Below are 16,830 nucleotides of genomic sequence, written 5' to 3'. Positions count from 1 at the left end.
GGCAGACTTGATGCCGGTCAAATAATAAGCTGCGTCTTTCATTATAGCCGTCCTCGCGGGCCCGCTGTGCAAGCCGCATCGGCCTGATCGCTGCCCGGCTTGCCTTGGCATGCCGCAGCGGGGAGTGCCGCAGCATGGCGCGGCAAGGTAAAATACGCTATGTCTACCTTACTTCCCACCCTGCTTGCTATTGAAACCTCGTCCGAACTCGCCTCCTGCGCCTTGTTGCGCGGCGATGTCGTCTTCTCCCGCGCCTCGTCGGGCGTGCGCACCCATTCCCAGTCTATCCTGCCGATGGTGCAGGAATTGCTGGCCGAAGCGGGCGTGACCCTGGCCGACGTTGACGCCATCGCCTACGGCTCCGGCCCCGGCTCGTTTACGGGCGTGCGCACAGCCTGCGGCATCGCCCAAGGCCTGGCCTACGGCGCCAGCCTGCCCGTTGTGCCCGTTGTCACGCTCGACGCCATGGCGCTGGCGTGCCACCAGCAGCATGGCGCGCAGCGCATCGTGACCGTGCTCGACGCCCGCATGGGTGAAGTGTACTGGGCGCAATATGACTATCAGAATGGCTTGCAGGCCGTGTTGCCACCGGCCCTGAGCGCGCCGGCCGGCGTGGCGCCGCAAGGCGACGTCGTTGGCTGCGGCAACGGCTTTACGGCCTATGCCGACGCCTTGGCCGCGCTGCCGTGCGCCGCCAGCGCCGATGCCGCCATCATGCCGCACGCCGAGCAGGTGGCGCAGCTGGCGCGCATTGCCTTTGCGGCCGGTCAGTTCGTGACGGCGGCCGAGGCGCAGCCTTTGTATTTGCGTAACAAGATCGCCTACACGAGCGCAGAACGGCACGAGATGCAACAGGCCAAGGCCGCCGCGGAGTCGGCACAATGAGTGTGGCGGGCAAGGACGCAGTGACGCAGCACGACAGCGCGACAGGCTGGGACTTGCTGCGTCTCGACTATCAACCGATGGCCGAGACGGACCTGACCGAAGTGCTGGCGCTGGAACAGCGCGTCTACCCGCATCCCTGGACGCACGGTAACTTTGTCGATTCGCTCAAGAGCGGCTACCCGGCCTGGGTGCTGCGCGATGTGGACGGCACCCTGCTTGGCTATTTTCTGCTGATGCTGGTCGTCGACGAAGCGCACTTGCTCAACGTGGCCGTCGAAGGCGCCATCCAGGGCCAGGGCCTGGGCCGTTTCCTGCTGAACCAGTCGTGCGCCTGCGCGCGCCAGCTGGGCATGGAATCGATGCTGCTGGAAGTGCGCCCGTCGAACGTGCGCGCACTCGATATTTACCAGCGCTATGGATTTGAACAGATCGGCCGGCGCAAGGGATACTATCCGGCCAGCAACTCGCAACGTGAGGACGCCATCGTGATGCGTTATACCTTATGAGCCGCAGCGCCGTTTTCCTCGATGAAATGGGCGTCGGCCCCCTGTGGCGCTTGCGCCAGGGCGCTGTGCCGGAGGCGGTTGATGTTGTTGCAGCTGCCGTGGAAATGGACGTCGCCGTAGCGGCGCCCGTGGCCGAGGCCGTTGAAACCGTGATTGAGGTGGTTGCCGAGGTGGCCGCTGAGTCTGTCGCCGCGGTGGTCGCCGAGGTGCAGGCCGAAGCGCCCGTCGCCGTTGCCACTATGCCAGTTCCCGCCGCCGAGCCTGACGATACGGCCTGGTTCGACGATGCGCCGCCGCCACCACCGGCCAAGCAGCTGAGCGACACGGATATTGCCGCCCTCGACTGGGAAGGCTTGACGGCCGCCGTCGCCAAGTGTGCGCGCTGCGACTTGTGCAAGACGCGCAAGGGCGTCGTCATGGGCCGTGGCGACCGCCAGGGTGCTTGGCTGATGCTGGCCAGCAGCCCGTCGCGCTTTGAAGAACGCGAAGGGCGCGCCTTGCCGGGCGAGCAGGGCAAGTTGCTCGACAATATGTTGAAAGCCATCGAGGTCGATGCGGGCAGCGATGTGTATATCACGCACTTGCTGAAATGCCGTCCGCTCGACGAGGCGGGCCAGGAACGCTTGCCCACCGAATCGGAGTCCGCCGCCTGCCGCCCGTACTTTGATCGCGAACTGGCCCTGCTGCAGCCGCGCACCATCGTCACCCTCGGTTCGATGGCCGCCGCCGGCATCAATCCTGGTGAAAAACCCGTGCGCGGCAAGGTGCGCCAGCTGGGCAATGCCTCGGTCGTGGCTACCTTCCATCCGGAAATGCTGCTGCAGGACGATACGGGCAAGGCCAAGGCGCGCGCCTGGGCCGACCTGTGCCTGGCGAAAAGCACGCACGGTGATTGATACGGCCATCGGCACCTTCCAGGCCGGCTTCGAGCGGCGCTGGGGGCATTTGACGCACCCCCGCGTGCGTGCGCTGGCCTGGCTGCTCGACTCGCCCGATTTGCTGGACCCGTCCAGCCCCCACTGGGGCGGGCGCATCGCCAGCCTGGCGCCCGTCGCGCCTGCCGTGGCGGCGTGGCTGGGGGCGCTGCAAGAGGACCCATCGCCGCTCGATGCGGCCTTGGGGCCGAAATTCTATTCCCGCCTGGGCCTGTATGCTGAAAAGCTGCTGGCCTTTTATTTTGAACAGCATGGACTGCTGCAAGCGCATGGCTTGCAGGTGCAAGTCAACCGCAACGACACGGTGGGCGAGTTCGATTTCCTGCTGCGTGACGGAAATGGCTTGCTGCACTGGGAATTCGCCACCAAGTTCTACCTGCTCGAAGGCGCGCCCGATCCCGGCGTGTTCCATCACCTGATTGGCCCGAATCTGGCCGATACTTTGGGGTTGAAAATGCGCAAGATTCTCGACAAGCAACTGGCCTTGTCTCGCCATCCGGCCGCACAAACATCGCTGGTGCAACCCGTGCGGGCGGCGCAGGCGCTGGTCAAGGGCTGGCTGTTTTATGCGGCGGGCGCGCTGCCCGGTATGGACGGTATTTCCCAGGAACATGGGTACGGCTTCTGGTGCACGCCAACGCAATTGCCGCAGCAGCGCTATGTCGTGCTGCCGCGCCTGCAATGGCTGGCGCCGTTCAAGGGCCGCGATGTGGAAGTGCTCGATGTGGACGCCTTGCGGGCGCGCTTGTTTGATCTGGCGCAACCGGTGATGGTGGCCACGGTGGACAATGTCGAAGGCTGGGAAGTGGAGCGCACGCGCGGTTTTGTCGTACCGCACGACTGGACGGAGCAAGCTGCCGCGCGGCGGATAAGCGGCGCGTTACCTGCTTAGTCATGAACCATGGGCGTTAATGTTTTTGCTCGCCAATCAACGACAAGTTGTCATGTTCCAGCTGGTTCAGCTTGTGCCTGCGCATGATCATGTACATGGTGCCGGCGACGAACAGACCGAACAGGGTGATGATGATATTGAGCGGCAGGTGCAAACGGATCATGATCGAATACACGGCCAGCATGGTCAGAATCGACAGGTTTTCATTGAAGTTCTGCACGGCGATGGAATGGCCTGCGCTCATCAGCACGTGGCCGCGGTGTTGCAGCAGGGCATTCATGGGCACGACGAAAAAGCCGGACAGGGCGCCGATCAAAATTAGCAGCGGGTAGGCGATCCACACGGAGTGCACTTGCGTCATCATCATGACGATCACCCCCATGGCAATGCCCAGCGGAATGACGGTCAGCGATTTGCGCAGCGGGATGAAGCGCGCCGACAGCACTGCGCCGGCGGCCACGCCGATGGCGACCACGCCCACCAGGCTGGTCGCCTTGTCGAATGGCATGTTCAGCGATTGCTTGGCCCATTCCAGCACGATCAGTTGCAAGGTGGCGCCAGCGCCCCAGAACAGGGTCGTCACGGCCAGGGTGATCTGGCCCAGCTTGTCTTTCCACAGGATGGAATAGCAATTGGCAAAATCGGTAATCAGTTTGATAGGATTGCGTTCCTGGTGCGGATACACGCAGCCCGTGTCGGGAATCTTCAGGTTGGCCAGGGTTGCCAGCACATAGATGCCGACCACCACGCACAAGGCCGCTTCCGTCTTGTTGCTGATGCCCGTATCGATCAGGGGGATGTCGATGGATAGCAGCATGTCGGACACGTGGCCGCTGACGAGCGCGCCGCCCATGACGGTGCCGAGGATGATGGAAGTGACAGTCAAGCCTTCGATCCAGCCATTCGCCGCCACCAGCTTTTCCGGCGGCAGCAGTTCCGTCAGGATGCCGTACTTGGCGGGCGAATACACGGCCGCGCCGAAACCGACGACGGCGTAGGCCAGCAAAGGGTGTACATGGAAAAAGACGAGGGCGCAGCCGAAGATCTTGACCATGTTGGCGATGAACATGACCTTGCCTTTCGGCAATGCATCTGCGAAGGCGCCGACAAAAGCGGCCAACAGCACGTAAAACAGTACGAACGACAGTTTGAGTAGCGGCGTGATCCACGCCGGGGATTTCATGGACACCAATAAATCGACGGCGACAAAAAAGAGGGCGTTATCTGCCAGCGAGGAAAAGAACTGCGCCGCCATGATGGTATAAAAACCACGATTCATTCTGGATTGCCTGAAATCATATCTGGCTTGCTTTATACCACGAAAAAACGGCAAACCCCAAGTTTGGAAGGGGCTGCTTTGCATAGTTTTGTCTAAGTGAACTTTAATTATTCTGCCGTAGAAAAATACATCACATGTGAGCATTTTATACATGCTGTCGTGGGCGACTATCGCGAACGATCGCGCCCATCCGGTAAAATACGGCTTTCCCACCCGCCGTGAACGACGCATATGCCCAGGCCCCTCATCGCCACCATCCATCTCGATGCCATGCAACACAATCTGGCGTGCGCCCGTGCCAGCGCCCGCGGCGCCAAGGTGTGGGCCGTCGTCAAGGCAAATGCCTATGGTCATGGCCTGGAACGGGCCATGCGGGGCTTTGCCGGGGCCGATGGCCTGGCGTTGGTCGAGGTCGACTACGCCGTGCGCTTGCGCGAACTGGGCTGGACCAAGCCCATCCTGTTGCTGGAAGGTTTTTTCGATGCCAGCGATTTGCCTGTCATGGCGCAGCACAAGCTGAACGGCAGCGTGCATTGCGAAGAACAGATCGCCATGCTGGCAGCGGCGCGCCTGCCGCACGCCATCGATGTGCACCTGAAGATGAATACGGGCATGAACCGCCTGGGTTTTACGCCGCAAGCCGTGGCCGCCGCATATGCGCGCCTTCGCGCCATGCCGCATATCGGCACGATCACTTTGATGACGCACTTCGCCAATGCGGACGAGGCGGGGCCCACGCGCTTGCCTTTGGCCCAGCAGATGCTGCGCTTCGAAGCGGGCGCGGCCAGTATCGGCGCGGCCGGCGAAGGCACGCGCTTGCCGCGCAGCCTGTGCAATTCGGCCGGCGTGCTGCTGCACCAGCTCGACAGCGACTGGGTGCGCCCCGGCATCATGCTGTACGGCGGCACGCCCAGCGGCACGTCCGCGCAGGCGTTCGGCTTGCTGCCCACCATGACCTTGCGCAGCAGCATCATCGGTATCCAGGAGATCGCCGCCGGTGAAGTAGTGGGCTATGGCAGCCGCTACGAAGCGGCCGGCAATATCAAGGTGGGCGTGGTGGCTTGCGGCTATGCGGATGGCTACCCGCGCCATGCGCCCGAAGGCACGCCCGTGCTGGTCGACGGCGTGCGCACGAGCCTCATCGGCAGGGTATCGATGGACATGCTGATGGTGGACCTGACGCACGTGCCGGGCGCACGGGTCGGCAGCAGCGTGACCTTGTGGGGCCAGGGCATGCCGATCGATGAGGTGGCCCTGGCCGCCGGCACCATCGGTTACGAGCTGATGTGCGCACTGGCGCCGCGCGTGCCCGTGGTCGAAGCGACACAGTGACGGCGGCCCACCGTTTGTATATACTGTGAATTCACTGTACATATAAACAGCAGTTTCACCTTACCCGGGCAAAGTACACCATGGCAAAAGTCAAGACCATCTACACCTGCAGCGATTGCGGCGCCATCAGCAATAAATGGATGGGGCAGTGCACCTCGTGCAATCAGTGGAACACCATGGTGGAAACCCTGCCCGAGACGGGCGGCAACAACCGCTATTCGAACCCGCAGCACATGTCGCTGGCGCAGACGGCGCCCGTGCTGTCGCTCGACGATATCGACGCCATCGACGTGCCCCGCTTCGGCACGGGCATCGAGGAATTCGACCGCGTGCTGGGTGGCGGCATGGTGGCCGGCGGCGTGGTGCTGATCGGCGGCGACCCCGGCATCGGCAAGTCGACCTTGCTGCTGCAGGCGCTGGCGAACATGTCGCACTACAAGCGCGTGCTGTACGTGAGCGGCGAAGAGTCCGGCGCGCAGATCGCCCTGCGCGCCAAGCGCCTCGTCATCGACGCCAAGGAACTCAAATTGCAGGCGGAGATCCAGCTGGAAAAGATACTGTCCACCTTGAACGACCTGAAGCCGGAAGTGGTGGTGATCGACTCGATCCAGACTGTGTATTCAGATGCCCTCAGTTCGGCGCCCGGTTCCGTGGCGCAAGTGCGCGAATGCGCGGCGCAGCTGACGCGGGCGGCCAAGCAGACGGGCGTGACCATCATTTTGGTGGGTCACGTGACGAAAGAGGGCGCGCTGGCCGGCCCCCGCGTGCTCGAACACATCGTTGACACTGTGCTGTATTTCGAGGGCGACGCCCATTCCAGCTTCCGCCTCGTGCGCGCCATCAAGAACCGTTTCGGCGCCGTCAATGAGCTGGGCGTGTTTGCCATGACGGAAAAGGGGCTGAAGGGGGTGTCGAACCCGTCCGCCCTGTTCCTGTCGCAGCACGACAACCAGGTGCCCGGTTCCTGTGTGATGGTGACGCAGGAAGGCACGCGGCCCTTGCTGGTGGAAATCCAGGCCCTGGTCGACACCAGTCACTTGCCCAATGCGCGCCGGCTGTCCGTCGGCCTGGAACAAAACCGCCTGGCCATGCTGCTGGCCGTGGCGCACCGCCACGCGGGTATCGCCGCCTTCGATCAGGACGTGTTCATCAATGCCGTCGGCGGCGTCAAAATTACGGAACCGGCGGCCGACCTGGCCGTGTTGCTGGCGATTAACTCCTCGATGCGCAACAAGCCCCTGCCACGGGGGCTCGTGGTGTTTGGCGAAGTGGGGCTGGCGGGCGAAATCCGTCCCGCGCCACGGGGGCAGGAGCGCTTGCGCGAAGCTGCCAAGCTGGGCTTTACCCTGGCCGTGGTACCCAAGTCCAACCTGCCCAAGCAAGCCATCGAAGGTCTCAAGGTCATCGGCGTCGAGCGCATCGACGAAGCATTTAATAAACTCCGCGATCTGGAGTAAGAGTTGGTATGGTTTAAATGCCAAGCTTGAGACAAGTCAAACAAAGTTTCCGTTTAGAACTATAATATTTGTCCGATGGATGCGCCTCGTGCATCCGCATCGACAATGCATAGATAGAGAAGCGGAATACAGTGTCAGTTGAGCAAAGGCAGGGCGCACGCAAGATATTGCGTGCCAAGGCAATGTTGGTCATGGATGGTGCGGGCCCCGTGGCGGCGCGCACCCTCGACGTGGGGCCGGGCGGCATGTCGGCCGTCATCGCGGAACCGGTGCCGACAGGCAAGCAAGGCAAGGTGCTGTTCGAGTTGTTTTACGATGGCTCGGCGCATATCATCGAGGCGCGCGTGTCCGTCTCGCACTGCATTTTCAGTAGCGCAGGTTTCAAGGTGGGACTCACTTTCCTGAAGCTGGACATGGCCGTCAGCAGTGCTATTTCGAAATTCATGCGCTGAGGCAAGCCCGAAGCTAAGCGGCTGGTGATTGCGCTAAAATGGTGCATATGGGTTTGCAGTCAGGAAAAACCTATTCTGTTCGCTGTTTTGATATTCCGGTAATACTGCATAATTATCAACCAGAAGAGGGACGCCGCCGCGCCACGCGCGCCTGTCGTCCGTTTCTTGCGCAGCACGGTCACGACCTGAACCGTGTGCCATGACCATACACCTGACGGGAACGCCTACCATGTTTAATTCGACCATCAATAGCAGGGCCTACACCAACAACACGCAGCAGACGACGCAGGGCAATATCTCGGCCGATGTGTATGCGAAGGTGGAGCGCCAGATGCAGTCGCAAAACACGGGCGTCGTCAAGCTCAACGCCAGCCTGGCGCGCGACCAGGCCAAATTCTCGGGCCTGGGCCAGTTGCAATCGGCGCTGGCGAAATTCCAGACCGTGGCCAAGAACATGGCCGGCAGCGGCTTGGCTACCTCGGCCACGTCCAGCAGCAAGGATGTGCTGAGCGCCACCACCACCGACAAGGCTGTCAGCGGCAGCCATGAACTCAACGTCAAGCAGTTGGCGCAGGGACAGACCCTGCTCAGCGGCGCGCAGAAATCCTCGAGCGCGGCCATCGGCACGGGTGCTCCCGCACTGGTCAAAATTGAAGTGGGTACGGCCGACGGCAAGCAATTTACGCCCGGCAGCGGCAAGATCATTTCGCTGACGATAGACAGCAGCAACAATAGCCTCGACGGCATCGCCGCCGCGCTGAAGCAGCAGGGTATCGACGCCAGCGTGGTCAAGGGCCCCGATGGCTACTCGCTGGCCTTGAACGGCAAGAGCGGCGCCGACAGCAGCATGCGCATCAGCGTGTCCGGTGACGCGGCCGTCAGCAATCTGCTCAGCTATGCGCCCGGCGCCGGCAAGGGCATGCAGCAGACGGCTGCCGCGCAGGATGCGCTGCTGACCGTCGACGGCAAGGAAATCAAGAGCGCCACGAATACCCTGACGACGGCCGTCGAGGGCGCCACCATCGAATTGAAGAAAAAGGGCACGACGGACCTCGTCATCGCCAAGGACAGCAGCCAGATTGCCAGCAACGTGGCCAGTTTCGTCACGGCCTACAATGAGCTCAACAGCAAGCTGCAGAGCCTGCAGCAGGGCGATTTGAAGTCCGACACGGCCCTGGGCCAGGTGCGTTCGCAGATGGAGCAAGTGCTGCGCACGGCCAGCACGGGCGTGCCATCGTCGGTGCTGGGCAGCGCTGGCGTGACCTTGGGCAAGAGCGGCGAGCTGGTGCTCGACGACAAAAAACTCAAGGCGGCCATCGCGGCCGATCCGGACGCCGTCAGCAAGATGTTTACCAATAACGGCAAGGGCGTGGCTGACCAGTTCGCCAGCAAGATCGGCGAACTGACGGGCGAAACGAGCATCATCCGCAAGGAAGTGCAGACGGTCGGCAAGGACATCACCACCCTGACCAACAAGAAAGCCGTGCTGGCCAAGGCGCTGACGGCGCAGGCGCAGGCGCTGGTGAAGGCCTATTCCGCCCAGGAACAGATGGGTACGAACTCGGCCTTGCCGGGTTATACGGGCAAGAACTCCTTGTTCGACTTCATGGCCTGAAGCGCGGCACGCTTGCTACATTCTGTCGCCCTGGGCAAAGAAAGCCGATGGCGAGCTGCCGAAAGTCTTCTTGAACATGGCGGAAAAGGCCGACTGGCTGGCGTAGCCCAGTTCTTCGGCCACCTGCGACAGCGGCACGCCGCGCGCGATCAGGGGCGCCGCGTGCGCCAGGCGCACTTGCAGGCGCCACTGGCCAAAACTCATGCCCAATTCCCGTTCGAACAGCCGCGCCAGGGTACGCTCCGAGGCGCCGACCTGCTGCGCCCAGTGTTCCAGCGTCTGATTTGAACCCGGTTTCTCGATCAGGCTGTCGCACAGGGTTTTCAGGCGCTTGTCGCTGGGCAAGGGGACGCGGATGGGACGCGTGGCCGAGCGTTTCAATTCATCGAGGATCAGTTCGGCCAGCAGCGCCTCGCGCGCCGGTTCCTGTCCCGGGTCCAGTTGTTCCAGTGCCATGATCAGCTGGCGCAGCAGATTCGATACTTCCAGCACCTTGCAGTCGTGGCCCGCAAAGGGCGCGCGCGCGGCATGGATGCACAGGGGGCGCAAACGGGTTTTTTCCAGTATCGTGACGGCATGCTCCACGTTGGGCGCAATCCAGATGGCGCGCATGGGTGGCAGCACCCAGCTGCTGTTGTTGGCGGTGATGCGCAGCACGCCTTCGAGCGTCATCGTGACCTGGCCCCAGGGATGGCTGTGCGGTAACAAGAATTCATCGGGTTGCAGGTCGCGCGCGATCATGGTCACGGGGATGCTCGCGCTGGGCGCTTCCCGTGGCGGACACATGCGGGTATGGTGGAGGACAGGTACACCCATCAGCTTGGCCTTAATTCGATAAATTATGTCGTTCTGTCGGAAAACAGGCGATGGTATTTTGCATACACTTGAGCTTCACCAGTATAAGACAGGGTATGACATGATAACAACTAACTCGGCATCCGAACTTCCCACCTTGCGCAGCGATGCGCGCGTCATCGCCCTGGTGGGGCTGGCGCATGGCGTGTCGCACTTCTACCACCTGATCCTCGCGGCCCTGTTCGTCTGGCTGAAACCCGCCTTCGACCTGTCGTATGCGGAACTGGGCCTGCTGATGACGGTGTTCTTCATCATCTCGGGCGTGGGGCAGGCGCTGGCCGGCTTTGTCGTCGACCGCTTCGGCGCCCGCGCCGTGCTGTTTTCCGGCATTTTCTTGCTGGGCGTGTCGGCGCTGGCCCTGTCCACCGCGCACAGCTATGCGGCGCTGATGCTGGGCGCCATGCTGGCCGGCATGGGCAATAGCGTGTTCCATCCTGCCGACTACACGATCCTCAATCAGCGCGTTTCGGCGGCCCGCGTGGCCTACGGTTTTTCCGTGCATGGCATCAGCGGCAACATCGGCTGGGCACTGGCGCCCCTGTTCATGACGTATGTTGCCACCCAGTATGACTGGCGTGTGGCGCTGCAGTGCGCGGCCGTGCTGCCGTTTGGCGTGTTGCTGATCCTGTTCCTGAACCGCCACGCCATTCGTCCCGAACCTGTCAGGAAGGCCGCGCCGGGCCAGATCGCCAGCGGCGAAGGCACGCTCGACTTTTTGCGCCTGCCGGCCGTGTGGATGTGCTTTGCCTTCTTCTTCATCACCGCCATCGCCCTGGGCGGCATCCAGAGCTTTGCCAGCGTGGCCCTCGTAAAGCTGTACGGCATGAGCCTGGCGCTGGCCACCAGCGCCTACACGGCCTATATGCTGGCCTCGGCCGTGGGCATGCTGGCCGGCGGCGTGGTGGGCGCGCGCAGCAAGCAGCCGGACCGCAACGTGGCGATCGCCTTTTCCGCCGCCGCGCTGCTGGCCGTGCTGCTGGCCATGGCTGTCGTGCCGGCCTGGGGCGCGGTGGTGCTGATGGGCGCTATCGGCTTGACGTCGGGTGTGGCGGGGCCGTCGCGCGACCTGATGATACGCGCGGCCGCGCCGAAGAACGCCACCGGGCGCGTGTATGGCGTCGTGTATTCAGGCCTCGACAGCGGCCTGGCCGTGGGACCGCTGTTCTTTGGCGCGCTGATGGATGGCGACCATCCGGCCCTGTTGTTCGTCTTCATCGGCGTGTTCCAGGCGCTGGCGATTGCCACGGCCGTGGGCGTGGGCGGCAAAACACGTGCCGCGGCGCTGCAAAAGGCATAGAATCGTTGCCATCTGCCACCCAAGGAGTCCCCATGACCTTTGCCACCACCGACCTGTGCGACGACTATGCAGCCATGCTGGATGAGGGTACCCTGGCTGTGCTGCCGCCCGTGTTCCGCGCCTTTGGCCAGCGCGTGCGCTTCACCGGCCCCGCCACCACCTTGCACGTGTTCGAGGACAACGCGCTCGTGCGCAGCACCCTGGAAACGCCGGGCCATGGCCATGTGCTGGTGATCGATGGCGGCGGCAGCCTGCGCCGCGCGCTGGTGGGTGGCCAACTGGGCGTGCTGGCCGAAAGCAATGGCTGGGCCGGCATCGTCGTCGATGGCTGCATCCGCGACAGCGAGGAAATCAATGTCTGCCAGATCGGCGTGCGGGCCCTGGCCACGCATCCGCGCAAGAGCAACAAGACGGGCGCCGGCCAGCGCGACGTTCGCGTGCAGATCAGCGGCGTGGCCGTGCACCCGGGCGACTGGATCTACGCCGATGCGGATGGCATCCTGGTGGCGCGCCACGCACTCGATTGATGGCCCAAGCGCTGCGCCGTGCTTGCATCACCACGCAGCGCGCTTGAAAGCGTTGCAAATTTTCTACATTAAATATATTTTTGCAAAGTTCTATGATTTTCATCATGGCTGAGATATGATTTCACTCAAGGTAACTTTAATGCCAATAAGGCAAGGAAATCAGACTATGAAAATCGCCACCATCGCAGCAGTTGTCGCCCTGTTTGCTGCAGGCACCGCCAGCGCCAGCCCCGTCAACCTGATCACGAATGGCAATTTTGAATCGGTCGCTTCCGGCTACACCTTCGACAGTGGTTTTCAGGTCGTCAACAGCGGTTCGTCGGCCATCACGGGCTGGACCGTGGGCGCCAGTTCCGTTGACCTGATCCGCAATGGCTACAATGCCATCGACGGCTACAGCATTGATTTGCTGGGCACGCCAGGTCCGGGTTTCCTGTCGCAAAATTTCAGTGTCGTTGCCGGCCAGACATATAACCTGAGCTTTGACATGGCGCGCAATTCCGGCGGCCCGGCTGGCCAGGGCGTAGCTGTCAATTTCGGCGGCGTGGCTGGCGATTTCTACTCGACGGCCGCCGCTTCGAATACCTTGTACAGCAATACCCTGAGCTTCACGGCCGCTTCCACCGGCCTGGCGACCTTGTCGTTTGCCAGCGCCGCCAAGGCCGGCACGCCGTTCGACAATTACTCGGGCGCCGTGATCGACAATGTTTCCGTGATGGCTGCCGTGCCGGAACCGGAAACCTACGCCATGCTGCTGGCCGGCTTGGGCCTGATGGGTTTCCTGCGCCGCCGCAAGGCTGCCAAGTAATCCTGGCTCCGCCCCACGTCAAAACCGCCTGCTGCATTGCACAGGCGGTTTTTGTTTTTCAGGGGGCTGGTGCGTAGCCCGCGCCCGGCAACGGCAGGCACGGCAGTAATTCAGCGAGGTGCATCGGCATCTCCCCGTAACGGACACGCGGCCGCCTGCGGCTCCAGCCGCCGCGCCAGTTCGCCGCGCAACTGCATCAATCCCGCGATGCGCGCATCGATATCGCCCAGCTTGCGCGTCAGCGCCGCGCGCAGCAGTTCTGCCGTGCCTGGTGCATCGGCGCTGGCCAGCAGCGGCATGTCGGCCTCGATTTCGGCCAGGGTAAAGCCCAGCTGCTGCGCCGTGCGCAAGTAGCGCAGCCAGTCGGCCGCCTCGGGCGGGTAGTCGCGGTAGCCATTTGCGCCGCGCCGCGCGCGCAACAAGCCCCGCTTTTCATAAAAGCGCAGGGTATCGCGGCTCAAGCCCGTCGCCTGCGCCATCTCGCCGATCTGCATGGAGTGATCTTTCATAAAACGCTTGACCATGGAGTGTACTCCAGCCTTGAGGATGGACGCTTTCCACTGACAGGAGTTCCCATGTTGTCCGTTTTCACCTTCCGCCGCCTGGTGCGCGCCAGCGCCATTTATGATGTGCTCATGACGGCCGCGTTTGCCACGCCGTGGACGTTCCTGCTCTTGCGCGAGCACTTGAGCACCCTCAACGTGGGCCTGGGCGGCATGCCGCTGCCTGTCTTCGAGCCGTTTCATTTGCTGATCAGCAGCTTGCTGGGTAGCGTGGTGATGGTCTGGTCGGTACTGCGCATCGTCGACCCGCAGCCGCGCTTCGGCCGTTATGACGCGGCGGCCCGTTACCTGTTTTCCACCTGGATGGCGTGGGCGCTGCTGGTGACAGGCCAGCCCGTGCTGTGGCTGTTCATCGTGCCGGAACTGGCCTGGGGCCTGGCGCAAAGCCTGCCATTGCGCCGCAGTGAGGGGGGGCGGGAAGGGCATCCGCGCGAATCGCTGTTGAGATGACTATAACGAAATGCAATAATGGCCGTGCTTTACAGCAATAAACGACTCTAAGGGAATGACTATGCAGCAGGATGCCGCAGGAAAAAACATGGCGTTGCTCGATCCGGTGGTGGCGCCACGCATCGCGGTGACGCGCCTGGTGACGGGCCTGCTGCAAGGCTTGCTGCTGTACTGGCTGTACAGCACGGCGCAAGACAAGGTCTGGCCCGCCACGGAAGCCTACCTGTTGGGCCCGTTGATGCTGATCAGCCTGCTGTTGCCCATTTTGCTGGTATCCAGCCTGGGCCATATGTCGCTCAAGCGCATCGTCCTGTGGATGGCGGGCGCGACCGTCGTGATGGCCGTGCTGGCCTGGCATGACGTGGCGCGCGGCGCCGAGCACGTCATCTGGGGTAACTACAAGCCGGGCGCGCCGCTGCGCGTGATCTCGGCCCAGTTGTTCGGTTTTTGCGTCGTGGGTTTTTATATCGCCCACGCGCTGGTGCTGGCCAGCGCCCAGGATGGCCAGCGCATCGCCCGCTATCCGACCTACTTTGAAATCGCCTGGAAGCTGGGCATCCAGCTGCTGTTCTCCCTGCTGTTCGTGCTGGGCCTGTGGCTGGTGCTGTGGCTGGGCGGGCAGCTGTTCCTGCTGATCAAACTCAGTTTCCTGAAAAAGCTGCTGGGCCAGGCCTGGTTCGTGATTCCCGTTATCTGCTTCGCCTTTTCGTTCGCCATCCACATCACGGACGTGCGCCCATCCATCGTGCGCGGCATCCGCACCTTGCTGCTGGTGCTGCTGTCGTGGCTGATGCCGATCGCCGCCGTGCTCGTCTCCGGTTTCCTGCTGACCTTGCCCTTCATCGGCTTCGAGCGCCTATGGGCCACGCGCCATGCGGCGTCCGTGCTGCTGGGCATGGCCGGCGTGCTGGTGGTGCTGATCAATGCCGCCTTCCAGAATGGCGAAGTGGGCCATGGCGTGGCGCGCGGCATCCGCCTGGGCACGCGCCTGGCCTGTCTGCTGCTGCCGTGGGTGGTGGGCATCGCCATCTATGCGCTGACCTTGCGCGTCATGTCGCATGGCTGGACCTCCGACCGTCTGATCGCCGCCGCCTGCCTGCTGGTCGCCACCTGCTACGCCGCCGGCTATGCCTGGGCGGCCAGCAAGTATGGCGACTGGCTGCACCTGATCGCCAACGTCAACGTGGCTACCGCTTTTGTCACCCTGCTGGTGCTGTTCGCCCTGTTCTCGCCGCTGGCCGACCCGGCCCGGATTTCCGTGGCCAGCCAGATGGCGCGCCTGGACAACGGCAAGGTTGGGGTGGACAAATTCGATTTCGAATACCTGCGCTTCCAGGGCGCCCGTTATGGCCAGGCGGCCCTGCAGGAATTGACGAAACGCACGTCGGGTCCGGATGCTGCCATCGTGCGGGCCCGCGCCGAGGCCATGCTCAAGCGCCAGAACCGCCTCGACGAGACGGGCGCGCTGAGCGACGTGTCGATCAACCTGACCCTGCGCCCGGCCACGGCGAAGCTGCCGGAGAGTTTCCTGCGCCAGGACTGGACGCAAGTGAGTCCGGCCTGGCGCCTGCCCGCCTGCTTGAAGCGGGCAGGGCCGCAGTGCGATGCGTATCTGCTCGATTTCGATGGTGATGGCAAGCAGGACGTGCTGCTGATCAGCAATGACCCGCGCGCCTCGTCGGTGTTGCTGGCGGAAAAGGAAGACGGCAGCTGGTCTGCGCGCGGGCAAATCCCCACGGATGCCCTGCGCTGCAAGCCCTTGCGCGAGAAATTGCAGGCGGGTGAATTCCAGCTGGTGCCACCGAAGGTGCGCGAGCTGGAAGTGGACGGCCAGCGCGTGCCGATGACCTTATATACGCCGGAAGATGAGGTCAGCTGCCCGGATGAAACGGCGCCGGCTCCGTAAATGGCGGAGAGAGGTCGTGGTGCGCTGTCAAAACCTCTTGCTTCTCATGACGGCAACAAATTCGTGCGCTGAACCAATCCGACCGTCCGCTATCGGCTGCCAGGAGCGGACGTTAAATAAGCATGCGCTGCTTCTTGCCTGCCTTTACGGGCAAGCACACAATCGTCTTCAATAATTCTGAACTCAAGTCGATTTTGCGTCGAATTTGCCCGGGCTACTTTCAGCGAGGCTAACTAGTGCAAGAGCAGCCGCTCGATAGAGTAGAGCTTGTTTAATTCAGGGCGTGCAGTCGCCCATTCTAAATATGGAATCAATGACAGTGATGGCAACAAAGTGGCAGAACCAGGAGGTGCGTAGCCACAATGGCCTCGTGTGCAGCAACGGTGATATCTACGACGTGCACGAAACCAGGATGGCCAGAGTACATGAAAAACAGGAACTTGGCGGTTGGCTCAATGTCGCGATTCTGGCGCAAGAAGAGCTGTATGGTGGAAAGTACATAGTTAAGTGCGGAGAGGCTGCGGAACACGGCTCAATCGGCGTAGTCGTTTTGGAGTCGCTGCAAAATCATGAACCTGTTTGGACGTTTGTTTCGGATCGATCCAATCCATTTGATCAAATATCAATCAAGAGTGGCTGGGTTGTGGTGCTGTCAACGTCAGGCGCCGTGTTACGGTTTGGTGCGCCAATGAGGGAGGCAAGGCTTCTGCTTCCGAGTACTTCGATCCATGGTTCTAACGACGGGTGCTTGTAAGGTGAGATGCTGCGCAAAGCTTCAGCTTCAGCTTCGGCATGCAATTGCCATCAGCAACGAACAGCCATATTCAGGATATTCGCTGCAATAGCGTCGCTGCATAATCGCGGCTGGTGTAGCAAGGCCGGATTGTTCTATCGCGCAAGGACGCGAACCCGATGACGAGAATGCAGGGGTATTTGCCACTTCATTTTTCGAGTTCCTTGAGCGGAGCGGGGCGACCTATAGCTAGCGGAGCGACCCCTGCTTACCGAGGCGCAACCTGACAGTGACCGCAACCGGCCAGAAGCGGAGATCCTCCATTTTAGGATAGGTTG

17 protein-coding genes are annotated in these 16,830 nt (G+C 62.2%); 14 read left to right on the top strand and 3 right to left on the bottom strand.

Annotation, left to right across the window (positions count from 1 at the left end; all coding sequences use genetic code 11):
- The first annotated feature begins 159 nt into the window (after nt 1–159).
- From tsaB to ACQ4WY_RS05630, 4 genes are read left to right on the top strand one after another with little or no spacing between them, the layout of a single operon-like run.
- The gene (gene tsaB, locus ACQ4WY_RS05645) at nt 160–885 is read left to right on the top strand and encodes a tRNA (adenosine(37)-N6)-threonylcarbamoyltransferase complex dimerization subunit type 1 TsaB (protein WP_436503171.1); all 726 of its coding nucleotides are present in this window, start codon (nt 160–162) and stop codon (nt 883–885) included.
- Nucleotides 882–1,391, top strand: a complete 510-nt coding sequence (gene rimI, locus ACQ4WY_RS05640) for a ribosomal protein S18-alanine N-acetyltransferase (RefSeq protein ID WP_436503170.1) — start codon at nt 882–884, stop codon at nt 1,389–1,391. The genes tsaB and rimI overlap by 4 nt, the downstream gene beginning before the upstream one ends.
- Nucleotides 1,388–2,287, top strand: a complete 900-nt coding sequence (locus ACQ4WY_RS05635) for a uracil-DNA glycosylase (RefSeq protein WP_436503169.1) — start codon at nt 1,388–1,390, stop codon at nt 2,285–2,287. Before rimI ends, ACQ4WY_RS05635 begins: the two co-directional genes overlap by 4 nt.
- Complete coding sequence (locus ACQ4WY_RS05630) at nt 2,283–3,218, top strand: DUF1853 family protein (RefSeq protein WP_436504397.1); 936 nt, start codon at nt 2,283–2,285, stop codon at nt 3,216–3,218. The genes ACQ4WY_RS05635 and ACQ4WY_RS05630 overlap by 5 nt, the downstream gene beginning before the upstream one ends.
- A gap of 16 nt (nt 3,219–3,234) precedes the next feature.
- Here ACQ4WY_RS05630 and lplT read toward each other — a convergent pair whose 3' ends face one another.
- Nucleotides 3,235–4,497: a lysophospholipid transporter LplT gene (lplT, locus tag ACQ4WY_RS05625; protein WP_436503168.1), complete on the bottom strand. Its 1,263-nt coding sequence runs from the start codon at nt 4,495–4,497 to the stop codon at nt 3,235–3,237.
- A 231-nt stretch (nt 4,498–4,728) separates the two neighbouring features.
- Here lplT and alr point away from each other — a divergent pair, with 231 nt between their 5' ends.
- From alr to fliD, 4 genes are all read left to right on the top strand, one after another.
- Nucleotides 4,729–5,829: an alanine racemase gene (gene alr / locus ACQ4WY_RS05620; RefSeq protein ID WP_436503167.1), complete on the top strand. Its 1,101-nt coding sequence runs from the start codon at nt 4,729–4,731 to the stop codon at nt 5,827–5,829.
- Between the two features lie 80 nt (nt 5,830–5,909).
- A complete protein-coding gene (radA, locus tag ACQ4WY_RS05615; RefSeq protein ID WP_436503166.1) occupies nt 5,910–7,286 on the top strand; it encodes a DNA repair protein RadA in 1,377 nt (458 codons plus the stop codon).
- Between the two features lie 131 nt (nt 7,287–7,417).
- The gene (locus ACQ4WY_RS05610; protein ID WP_353660823.1) at nt 7,418–7,738 is read left to right on the top strand and encodes a PilZ domain-containing protein; all 321 of its coding nucleotides are present in this window, start codon (nt 7,418–7,420) and stop codon (nt 7,736–7,738) included.
- 229 nt (nt 7,739–7,967) lie between these two features.
- On the top strand, nt 7,968–9,353 hold the full coding sequence (fliD, locus tag ACQ4WY_RS05605) for a flagellar filament capping protein FliD (protein ID WP_436503165.1): 1,386 nt from the start codon (nt 7,968–7,970) through the stop codon (nt 9,351–9,353).
- 15 nt (nt 9,354–9,368) lie between these two features.
- On the opposite strand, the gene ACQ4WY_RS05600 is transcribed toward fliD, so the two are convergent.
- Entirely contained in the window at nt 9,369–10,169 is an 801-nt protein-coding gene (locus ACQ4WY_RS05600) for an AraC family transcriptional regulator (RefSeq protein WP_353660825.1), read from the bottom strand.
- A gap of 100 nt (nt 10,170–10,269) precedes the next feature.
- Here ACQ4WY_RS05600 and ACQ4WY_RS05595 point away from each other — a divergent pair, with 100 nt between their 5' ends.
- The 3 genes from ACQ4WY_RS05595 (at nt 10,270) to ACQ4WY_RS05585 (ending at nt 12,840) form a co-directional block, all read left to right on the top strand.
- Nucleotides 10,270–11,505, top strand: coding sequence for an MFS transporter (locus ACQ4WY_RS05595; protein WP_353660826.1), 1,236 nt, complete (start codon nt 10,270–10,272; stop codon nt 11,503–11,505).
- A gap of 32 nt (nt 11,506–11,537) precedes the next feature.
- Nucleotides 11,538–12,032 (top strand): ribonuclease E activity regulator RraA, encoded by a 495-nt coding sequence (gene rraA, locus ACQ4WY_RS05590; RefSeq protein ID WP_436503164.1) that lies wholly within the window; start codon nt 11,538–11,540, stop codon nt 12,030–12,032.
- A 166-nt stretch (nt 12,033–12,198) separates the two neighbouring features.
- The gene (locus tag ACQ4WY_RS05585; RefSeq protein WP_436503163.1) at nt 12,199–12,840 is read left to right on the top strand and encodes a choice-of-anchor C family protein; all 642 of its coding nucleotides are present in this window, start codon (nt 12,199–12,201) and stop codon (nt 12,838–12,840) included.
- A gap of 110 nt (nt 12,841–12,950) precedes the next feature.
- Here the strand turns inward: ACQ4WY_RS05585 and ACQ4WY_RS05580 are convergent, their stop codons facing one another.
- Nucleotides 12,951–13,334, bottom strand: coding sequence for a MerR family transcriptional regulator (locus tag ACQ4WY_RS05580; RefSeq protein WP_436504396.1), 384 nt, complete (start codon nt 13,332–13,334; stop codon nt 12,951–12,953).
- A gap of 81 nt (nt 13,335–13,415) precedes the next feature.
- Here ACQ4WY_RS05580 and ACQ4WY_RS05575 point away from each other — a divergent pair, with 81 nt between their 5' ends.
- The 3 genes from ACQ4WY_RS05575 (at nt 13,416) to ACQ4WY_RS05565 (ending at nt 16,513) form a co-directional block, all read left to right on the top strand.
- Nucleotides 13,416–13,853: a hypothetical protein gene (locus ACQ4WY_RS05575; RefSeq protein WP_436503162.1), complete on the top strand. Its 438-nt coding sequence runs from the start codon at nt 13,416–13,418 to the stop codon at nt 13,851–13,853.
- A gap of 88 nt (nt 13,854–13,941) precedes the next feature.
- Nucleotides 13,942–15,759, top strand: a complete 1,818-nt coding sequence (locus ACQ4WY_RS05570) for a DUF4153 domain-containing protein (RefSeq protein ID WP_436503161.1) — start codon at nt 13,942–13,944, stop codon at nt 15,757–15,759.
- Between the two features lie 313 nt (nt 15,760–16,072).
- A complete protein-coding gene (locus tag ACQ4WY_RS05565) occupies nt 16,073–16,513 on the top strand; it encodes a hypothetical protein (protein WP_436503160.1) in 441 nt (146 codons plus the stop codon).
- Nucleotides 16,514–16,830: the final 317 nt, after the last annotated feature.

Source organism: Janthinobacterium salmonicoloratum (assembly GCF_051380845.1).
Taxonomy (GTDB): Bacteria; Pseudomonadota; Gammaproteobacteria; order Burkholderiales; family Burkholderiaceae_D; genus Janthinobacterium; species Janthinobacterium lividum_F.
Note: the sequence above shows the minus strand (reverse complement) of the source record. Positions and strands in the feature narration are given on the sequence as shown.